Here is an 8,719-nt window from a genome sequence, read left to right as displayed (position 1 = left end):
GGGGATAGCGGTATTCGGCTGTTGGTACGGCACTGGCCATGTACTGAGGCTCAAAGTAGCCGGTGTAGGCAACAGTACCGTCACCGTCAGAGCCGATGGATGTGTAGAGGACAAACTCTTGGCGCAGAGCAGTTTGAAAGGCTTGATTGTTAGGGCTAGTCGCTACTAGCTGACGCAGGCGCTGCAGACTATGCCACACGCGATCGCGCGTAATTCCCGGCACCGGGTAGTTTTGATAATCCTCGGCGGCTTTAGGGGTAGCTAAGTAAGTAAAGCTATGATTAATCGCCTGTATCAAGGCCTGGCGATCGTCGGGCAAGGTTAGGGTAGGCCATACCGTCTCTGCCGCCGTCGCCGACAGGAGTCGTAGCGGCAATTCGGCTGGGGCTCCTGTGTCGGGGGCAAACTCTGCCACCAGCTCCCCTCCAGTCTCGACCACCCCAGCCACTGCCACCAAGGGCAGGGCTACATCGAGCATGGCTAGGGGTGCCAGTGCTCCGAGACCTGCAACCAGCCGCCAAACATTTGCGCTAAACCTAACCTGACTACCCATTAAAACCGTTCAACACTAGAGCTAAAGACTGGCTCAACCCGAATGGCGCTGAGGCGGGAGGGGCGAATCACCATGTACTCGCCGGGGTTCACTTTAGGCAAAGGCACCGTAATAAATTCTTCGGAAGTGGCTTTGGGCATCAATTCGCCGCTATACCACTTCTGAAAATCCTGAATGGAGGAAAAGCGCACCTCTTCGTGGTGGCCGCCATCAAGCAGCATGTGAACGATGTACTCACTGGGCGTTCTTGGCATGGGAGATTGCGATCCTTCAGTTCACCGCCCCTATTATGGGCTGTTTGGCCCTAAAAACTACCACAGCTTGGAGCATTTTCTGTTTGCTACCCAACTAGCTTCGCCTGAATGAGCTAGGGGATTGGGGTGGTGTCCAGCAGGTCAGCCACCAGACGCTGAGGCCGATGGTGCCCAGCAGGAATAAGCCGGTGGGCCAGCACATGGGGGGCTAGCTTCTTCACGTCGTCAGGAATGGCGTAGCTACGACCCTCTAGATAAGCTAGGGCCTGAATTGCTCGGTGGAAGGCAACAGACCCGCGCGGGCTGACCCCCAGAGTGATTTCGCTATGGGTACGGGTCGCTCTGACCAGATCTAGGATGTATCGCTGTAGTGACTCTTCTACGGTTACCTGGGCGCATTCTTGCCGCAGAGCCATGACCTCATCTAGGGTAATGCAGGGCTGAATATCTTGGGGAGATGTGCTGCCCCCTAGCCGCTGCAGCATGCTAAGTTCTTCGTCTGAGGTGGGGTAGCCAAGGCTAAAGGACAGCGCAAAGCGATCCATTTGGGCTTCGGGCAGCGGAAAGGTGCCCTGATACTCCACTGGGTTTTGAGTGGCAATGACAAAAAACGGGTTGGGCACCGGACGCGATCGCCCATCTAGGGTGACCTGGTGCTCTTCCATTACCTCCAGCAGGGCCGACTGGGTACGAGGGGTAGCTCGGTTAATTTCGTCGGCCAGCAAAATGTTGGCAAAGACCGGCCCCGGCATAAACTGAAACTCGCCGCTGCTTGGGTTCCAAATGTTGGTGCCGGTAACATCGGTGGGCAGCAGGTCGGGGGTGCACTGAATACGCTGAAACTTGCCGTCAATGCAGCGGGCTAATGACTTAGCCAGCAGCGTTTTACCGACCCCTGGCACGTCTTCAAGCAGGGCGTGTCCGCCCGAAAACAGCGCCACCAGCACGAGTCGAATCGAATCTGACTTGCCAACAATGGTCTTGTTTAAGTTTTGGACGAGTGTCTCAATGCGATCGCGCATGCGGTTAACCCCTGCTGTAGCCAAGTCCAGATTAAGATCTTTAGCTGAACTTAGCCGTAATGTATGTAGGCCTATGATGCCCCGATCGCGCCCCGACTGCCTACCAACCATGGCTAATGACCAGTCTAGTAGGGCGATCGCGTCAATTCTTCCAGCGCCTGCTGACAGTCGCGCTGAATTTGAGCCTTGAGGTCGGCGAGGGAATCGAATTTTTGCTCTGGCCGCAAGCAGTTGTGCAGGTGCACGTCTAGGGTCTTGCCGTAGAGGTCGCCCGCCCAGTTCAGTAAATGGACTTCGGCGGTCAGGGCTAAGCCTTTTACCGTCGGTCGGGTGCCTAAGTTCATCACGGCAGGCACCAGGTCATAGGGGGTTTGGGTTGCCCCCTGCACCCAAACACTGTAAACCCCAGTTTGGGGTAAGAACTTCTCGGCTGGCAGCAGCAGGTTCGCGGTGGGGAAGCCTAAGGTGCGCCCCAGCTGCTGTCCCTGCACAACCCGACCAGTCAGGCTATAGGGCCTGCCTAACAGTGCCTTGGCCGTTGCTAAATCGGCTGTTGCTAAGGCCTGGCGAATGCGCGAGCTGCTAATGCGCTCTGTGCCCAGGCAGGTCAACGGCGTGATGTGCACCTGCACACCGTAGCGAGCCGCCAGGTTTTTTAGGTCATCGACGGTGCCCTGACGCCGCTTACCAAAGCAAAAATCTTTGCCCACGCTAATGCTGGTGACCCGCAGCTGGTTGATCAACAGCGATTCCACAAAATCTTCGGGGGAAAGGTTGGCCAAGTGCTGGTCAAAGGGAAGGAGCACCAGTTGCTCAATGCCCAAGCGGCTAATTTGGGCCGCTTTTTCCGGTAAGGGCGTTAGCAGCGGGCGGGCCTGACCCGAGAAAAACTCCTGGGGGTGAGGCAAGAATGTCATCACTGTGGGGACAGGCGTTACCGCTGCCTCTGCTGCCTGAGAAGACATGACTACGCCACCAGTCTGACCTCTTTGAAGATGGCTCAGGCCCCGCAAATCAGCCCCGGCCCGATCGGGAATGCCGGGGCTAAACGGCTGCGTGGCTTGGCCTGCGATCGGCACAACTGAGCCGATCACCGCCTGGTGGCCTAGGTGAACACCATCAAAGTTCCCCAGGGCAATGGCCGTTGGGGTAATAGCTGTCGCAAGAGAAGACGTGATCCACACGCTTTACATTTTTACATATACTGCTGCCCCCGCACGGGCGTCATGCTTATCGATCGTCTAGAACCTAAACACAGCCGGATCAACCCTAGGGGTTAACCCTCGCGTAAGGCTCACCTGGCTAACCACAACTGAGCGGTGACGATGCTAGCCGCCAGTCACATGGGATGGGACTGGAGCGGGGGTGGGTGTGAGATTTAAAACCATGCCTTCACGTGCCACCACGGCCCCAGGGAACACAGCTTTGGTTTGGGCCGCCACTTGATCCATGAATTCGTCATCGTGGGCGGGGTCATGATGAAAAATGACCAAGGTTTTTACACCAGCGGCCTTGGCTACTTTAACTGCTTCTTGCCAGGTCGAGTGGCCCCAGCCTACCTTGCTAGACCTGGGGTCATGGTACTCGTCATTGGTATAGGTAGAGTCGTAGATCATCACGTCAGCGTTTCGAGCCAGCCACAGAACGTTGTCATCTAGCCGATCTGGGTAATGCTCGGTATCGGTGATGTAGGCGGCCACGTGGTTTTGCCACGACACGCGATAGCCTACCGCCTCGCCAGGATGGTTAAGCAGGGCATTCTCAATGGTAATGTCGCCAATGTGGAGGGTTTCGCCCACATCGATATCGCAAAATTTGAGGTCGGCCCCCATTACCTGCAGCGGTACCGGAAAGTTAGGGTGCAGCATTTGGTCGTTGAGGCGCTGCTCAATGGTGGAGCCGTTAGGGGCGACTGTGCCATAGATATTAAACCGATTGCCCCGCACAAAGGCTGGGACAAAGAAGGGAAATCCCTGAATGTGGTCCCAGTGGGAGTGGGTAAAGAAGAGATTGGCCTCAACCGGCATTTCGCCTAGCAGAGTTAAGCCCAGTTCGCGCAAGCCGGTACCGCCGTCAAAAATGAGCCGATGCCCGCCGACCTGCATCTCGACACAGGAGGTGTTGCCACCGTAGCGTACGGTAGGTGCTCCTGGGCAAGCGATGCTGCCGCGAACGCCCCAGAACCGGACTAAAAATTGCTCGGTTAGCTCAGCCATGAATCTCTTGGGTTTGGGAAAACATGGGACATCAGGCTAAAAATTACAGATGCGCCTTGGGATAGAGCATTTACCTGAGATTCCTCTAATAGTAATGAACTCTGTTCAAAATGGTCAGGGTGGGTCAGCCACCTTACCCAAGGAAACGCGAGGTGCTACGGGTTATGTTGAATCTAGTTTGCCCGAAAGCGTGGTGAAATCCCGTCGTCAGCGATTTTTTGCTGCCGGTGGGCTTACTTTGGCAGTAGAGGCCGTCGCCCCTGAGCCAAATCTAGCAGATCGCCCACGGCGGTGAGATTGTATTGCAGTGGTGTGACCGAAATGTAGCGATCGCGAATGGCCTCCACATCGGTGGGTATGGTTGCCATTGACTGCTTTAAATCGGGTGGCCAACCCTGGTTAGGGAGCGGATCTTCAACATCCGCGATCGCCTCTCCGGCAAGCCAGTAGTAGGTTTTACCACGGGGGTCGAGACGTTTTTCAAACTGGTCGAAGTAACGGCGAATGCCTTGGCGAGTGATTTTGGCCCCTCTGATGTCAGCGGCGGCTACCGCTGGCACATTGATGTTGAGCAATAGCGGAGCGGCTGGAGAAAAGCGATCGCGATTGGTCAACAGATCGCGAATAAAGTCGGCGGCGGGGGCAAAGCTGCCCTGGGTGAAGCTAGTCAGGCTGACTGCGATCGCAGGAATTCCCTCCATAACCCCTTCCATCGCGGCAGATACCGTGCCCGAATAGACTACATCGGTACCCAGGTTAGCCCCGTGGTTAATCCCTGACACCACCACATCGGGCAGGGTCGTCATCAGCGCCCCCAAGGCCAGCTTGACACAGTCGGCAGGGGTGCCCGAGCAACTCCAGGCGTGAATGTTTTTGTCAAATACCGACTCGATCACCTCGGCTCGAATCGGCTTGTGCATGGTCAGGCCGTGGCCCGTGGCCGATCGCTCGCGATCGGGGCACACTACCGTGACCTGGTGCCCTGCCTCCGCCAGGGTGGTCGCCAACGTGCGCATGCCTAGAGCAAAAATGCCGTCGTCGTTGCTGATGAGAATATTCATGACTGTTCCCCCGCCACACTAAAATAATCAAAGCTTGGGGATAACCAAGTTGGGCCTTGCCCCATTGTTGTTGCACCATACACCCAGAATGACTTCCGCACCCACCCAGCTAGAAGCTGACCTGATAGCTATGAAGCAGGCCGCTCAGGAGGCGATCGCCGCTGTGGCCACCCTAGACGAGCTAGAGCAGCTGCGGATTGGCTACCTGGGCAAAAAAGGCCAGCTCTCTAAAGTTTTGGGAGGCATGGGTAAGCTTTCTGCGGAAGAACGCCCACGCATTGGGGCTTTGGCCAATGAGGTCAAAGAGCTGATTCAGACTCAGCTAGATCAGGGTAGAGCGACCCTAGAAGCGGCTCGCATTGAGGCTCAGCTCGCCACTGAGACCCTGGATGTGACTATGCCAGGTGTTTTTCAACCCCAGGGCCGTATTCATCCTATCAACAGCATCATCGATCGCATTGTCGATATTTTTGTCGGCTTGGGCTACACCGTGGCTGATGGCCCCGAAATTGAAACCGACTATTACAACTTTGAAGCCCTCAACTTTTTGCCCGACCACCCGGCCCGCGATATGCAGGATACCCTCTACCTGCCCAACGGTCACCTGATGCGCACCCACACGTCTAATACGCAAATTCGCTATATGCAGGCCAACGAGCCCCCGCTGCGGGCCGTAGCTATTGGCCGCTGCTACCGCCGCGATACGGTCGATGCTACTCACGCCGCTGTATTCCATCAAATTGAATTTTTTGCCGTCGATACCGATATCACCTTCACCGATTTGCGCGGCAGCATTAAAGTCTTTCTAGAAGCTCTCTACGGCGATATTCCAGTCCGGTTTCGCCCCAGCTACTTCCCCTTCACCGAACCCTCCGCCGAGGTAGATGTGCAGTGGCAGGGCAAATGGCTTGAGGTGCTGGGCTGCGGCATGATCGACCCCAACGTACTGAAATTCGTTGGCTATGACCCAGAGATCTACAGCGGTTTTGCGGCCGGCCTAGGGGTTGAACGGCTGGCCATGGTGCAGCACCAAATTGACGATATTCGCCGCCTCTACACGAGCGATCTGCGGTTTTTGCGCCAGTTTTAGAGCCACTGCCAAATTTATGGCTTCTCGCCGGGCACTCTGAGGTCATTGGGATGACAAGGCCTTCCTAACCACAGGAATTTCTGCCTGAGCGTTGGCCGCTCCAAGGCATAGTTCTTATCACCTCGTCCAGCTTCATTACTGGGCTGTAGCGGCGTGTGGAAACCACCATACCGCAGAAGGTTCCTACCAAACAAAACAGAAATAAAGCTCTGTATACAATAGACTGTATACAGAGATGTCACGGTTTATGATGGTCTGTAACGTTTTCTGGAGTCGACGTTTCATCTCTTCACTGTACTCCTCCGAATAAGTACCTATGGCCCTCCTACAAACCCTTAGCGTTAACGGCAAGCGACTCAACCAAAGCATTGACGACCTGGCTCAAATCGGGCAGCTCAACAATGGTGGTATTTGTCGGTTGGCCTTTAGCCCAGAAGATTTTCAGGGGCGCGAACTGGTGCGGCGGTGGATGGTAGAAGCGGGGCTGAACACTTGTATTGACACGGCAGGCAACCTGATTGGCCGCCGTCCAGGCCGCATCAGTGCACCAGCTATTGCCACCGGATCGCACATCGATACCGTGCCCTGTGGCGGTAAGTTTGACGGCACTTTGGGCGTGCTGGCAGGCATTGAGGTAGCCCGTACCCTTCAGGAGAACGACATCGTCCTAGAGCACCCCTTCGAGGTGATCGTTTTTGCCGACGAAGAGGACACCATGGTTGGGGGTCGCGCTATGGCTGGCACCGCCGCTCTGGATGCTGCCGACTACCACCGCAAAGACGGTCGCCCCATCGATGAATGCGTTAATGCTGCAGGTGGCAATTGGAATCAACTGGCTCTGTCTAAGCGTACTCGCGACGATATATGCGCGTTTGTCGAACTCCACGTTGAGCAGGGCGGCGTACTCGAAACGGCCCAAAAGCAAATTGGTGTGGTGCAGGGCATTGTTGGTATGCAGCGTTACCAAATTCATATAACCGGACGACCCAACCACGCTGGCACCACCCCTATGGATCAGCGCCAAGATGCCCTGGTAGCCGCCGCTCAGGTGGTGCTGGTGGTAAACCGTTTGGGCAAGCGCCCCCCGGCTCAGCAGGTGGCCACGGTGGGTGCTCTGCAGGTGTGGCCCAACGCCGACAACATTGTGCCTGGCCAGGTTCAGTGCAGCATTGATGTGCGTGACCTTAACCAGCATGTGATCAATGATTTAATCGACGATCTAAAAGAAGAACTGCGGTTGATTGGCCAGAGCACTGGCACCAACATTGAGATTGTGCCTCAGCTTAACGTTGCCCCCAGTCCGGCGGCTGACCACATCCAGGCTCTTATTGCTGAGGTGAGCGATCGCTTTGGCTTGAGCCACATGCCCATACCCAGCCGCGCGGGTCACGATGCTTTAGAAATGGGCCGTTTTACCGATATGGGTATGATCTTTGTGCCTAGTGAGGGTGGCTTTAGTCACTCAGAGGTGGAATATACCACTCCTGAAGAATGCGTTAACGGTGCCAATGTGCTGTTAGAGACCATACTGCGCCTCGATCGCCACTACCGATAAACTAAGATTCTGGGCATTTAGGCAGCCAGCCCCAAAAGGTATTTTTCTCCAGATCCCAATACCTCTACACTGAGCATCCGCATAGGGATATCCCTACCTGGGAACTGTTAAGTGGTTGACGCTATAGTTGAATCAGTGCTCCTATACATATCGCAATCATTCCTATGGTTTTCTTTGGTTTAGGCAAAGGCAAAAAGTCTGAAATGCCCGCCGCTAATGAGGCGCTTCCAGGTCGGTCTGCGGCCATACCCGTGCCCGACAAACACTACGTCAACGGCAATCCTCTCACTCCTCCTTTTCCTGCTGGCATGGAGCTAGCTCTCTTTGGCATGGGCTGCTTTTGGGGAGCTGAACGCAAGTTTTGGCAGCTAGAGGGCGTGTACTCTACGTCTGTAGGCTATGCCGCTGGCTATACCCCCAACCCCACCTATCAAGAGGTATGCTCTGGGCTAACGGGTCACAACGAAGTGGTGCAAGTTGTCTTTGACCCAGCCGTGATTACCTACGAACAAATTCTCAAAACCTTTTGGGAAAGCCACAACCCTACCCAGGGTATGCGCCAGGGTAACGATGCAGGTACTCAGTACCGCTCAGGTATTTATGTATATTCTGAGGCCCAACGCCGGTTGGCAGAAGCATCTCGTCAGGCTTACCAAGACGCTCTCAACCGTTCTGGCTATGGCGCTATTACAACCGAAATTTTGGAAGCCCCAGAGTTTTACTATGCTGAAGCTTATCACCAGCAGTACCTAGCCAAAAATCCAGGCGGTTACTGCGGCTTAGGCGGTACAAATGTGGCCTGCCCTGTGGGGGTAGCTGTCGAGGGATAGAACGACCAATTCTAGTTCCAACTTATTTTGTGTCGGCTTTCCTGGGCAACGGCCTTCTGCCATTTAACGAAGAGGCAATCAGCAGGTTGCGCACCCAGTTGTCGTGATAGCGGAAACCGTTGAGTTGTTCAAAGGGGC

At 55.3% G+C, this 8,719-nt stretch carries 8 protein-coding genes and 1 pseudogene; 3 read left to right on the top strand and 6 right to left on the bottom strand.

The annotated features are described in order from the left end of the window. The 6 genes and pseudogenes from IQ273_RS26290 to surE all read right to left on the bottom strand — a co-directional run. A pseudogene (locus IQ273_RS26290) lies at positions 1 to 478 on the bottom strand (MltA domain-containing protein); the annotation flags it as partial. A 74-nt stretch (positions 479 to 552) separates the two neighbouring features. Then, positions 553 to 807 (bottom strand): hypothetical protein, encoded by a 255-nt coding sequence (locus tag IQ273_RS26285; RefSeq protein ID WP_194026098.1) that lies wholly within the window; start codon positions 805 to 807, stop codon positions 553 to 555. Positions 808 to 920: 113 nt separating this feature from the next. Next, the gene (locus IQ273_RS26280; RefSeq protein WP_194026097.1) at positions 921 to 1,829 is read right to left on the bottom strand and encodes a MoxR family ATPase; all 909 of its coding nucleotides are present in this window, start codon (positions 1,827 to 1,829) and stop codon (positions 921 to 923) included. 125 nt (positions 1,830 to 1,954) lie between these two features. Beyond that, positions 1,955 to 3,013 (bottom strand): bifunctional riboflavin kinase/FAD synthetase, encoded by a 1,059-nt coding sequence (locus IQ273_RS26275; RefSeq protein ID WP_194026096.1) that lies wholly within the window; start codon positions 3,011 to 3,013, stop codon positions 1,955 to 1,957. A 144-nt stretch (positions 3,014 to 3,157) separates the two neighbouring features. Beyond that, positions 3,158 to 4,045 carry an MBL fold metallo-hydrolase gene (locus IQ273_RS26270; protein ID WP_194026095.1) on the bottom strand — a complete coding sequence of 296 codons (888 nt, stop codon included), beginning with the start codon at positions 4,043 to 4,045 and terminating at the stop codon, positions 3,158 to 3,160. Positions 4,046 to 4,278: 233 nt separating this feature from the next. Further along, on the bottom strand, positions 4,279 to 5,106 hold the full coding sequence (surE, locus tag IQ273_RS26265) for a 5'/3'-nucleotidase SurE (RefSeq protein ID WP_194026094.1): 828 nt from the start codon (positions 5,104 to 5,106) through the stop codon (positions 4,279 to 4,281). An 88-nt stretch (positions 5,107 to 5,194) separates the two neighbouring features. Between surE and pheS the strand changes: the two genes are divergently transcribed. The 3 genes from pheS (at position 5,195) to msrA (ending at position 8,581) form a co-directional block, all read left to right on the top strand. Continuing rightward, positions 5,195 to 6,196 (top strand): phenylalanine--tRNA ligase subunit alpha, encoded by a 1,002-nt coding sequence (gene pheS / locus IQ273_RS26260; RefSeq protein WP_194026093.1) that lies wholly within the window; start codon positions 5,195 to 5,197, stop codon positions 6,194 to 6,196. Between the two features lie 316 nt (positions 6,197 to 6,512). Continuing rightward, positions 6,513 to 7,751 (top strand): Zn-dependent hydrolase, encoded by a 1,239-nt coding sequence (locus IQ273_RS26255; protein WP_194026092.1) that lies wholly within the window; start codon positions 6,513 to 6,515, stop codon positions 7,749 to 7,751. Between the two features lie 164 nt (positions 7,752 to 7,915). Further along, a complete protein-coding gene (gene msrA, locus IQ273_RS26250; protein WP_194026091.1) occupies positions 7,916 to 8,581 on the top strand; it encodes a peptide-methionine (S)-S-oxide reductase MsrA in 666 nt (221 codons plus the stop codon). The last annotated feature ends 138 nt before the right edge of the window (positions 8,582 to 8,719 follow it).

The sequence above is a fragment of the Nodosilinea sp. LEGE 07298 genome (assembly GCF_015207265.1).
In the GTDB taxonomy this organism is placed as follows: Bacteria; Cyanobacteriota; Cyanobacteriia; order Phormidesmidales; family Phormidesmidaceae; genus Nodosilinea.
The sequence above is the reverse complement of the archived record's forward strand: the minus strand, read 5'-3'. Positions and strand labels throughout refer to the sequence as shown.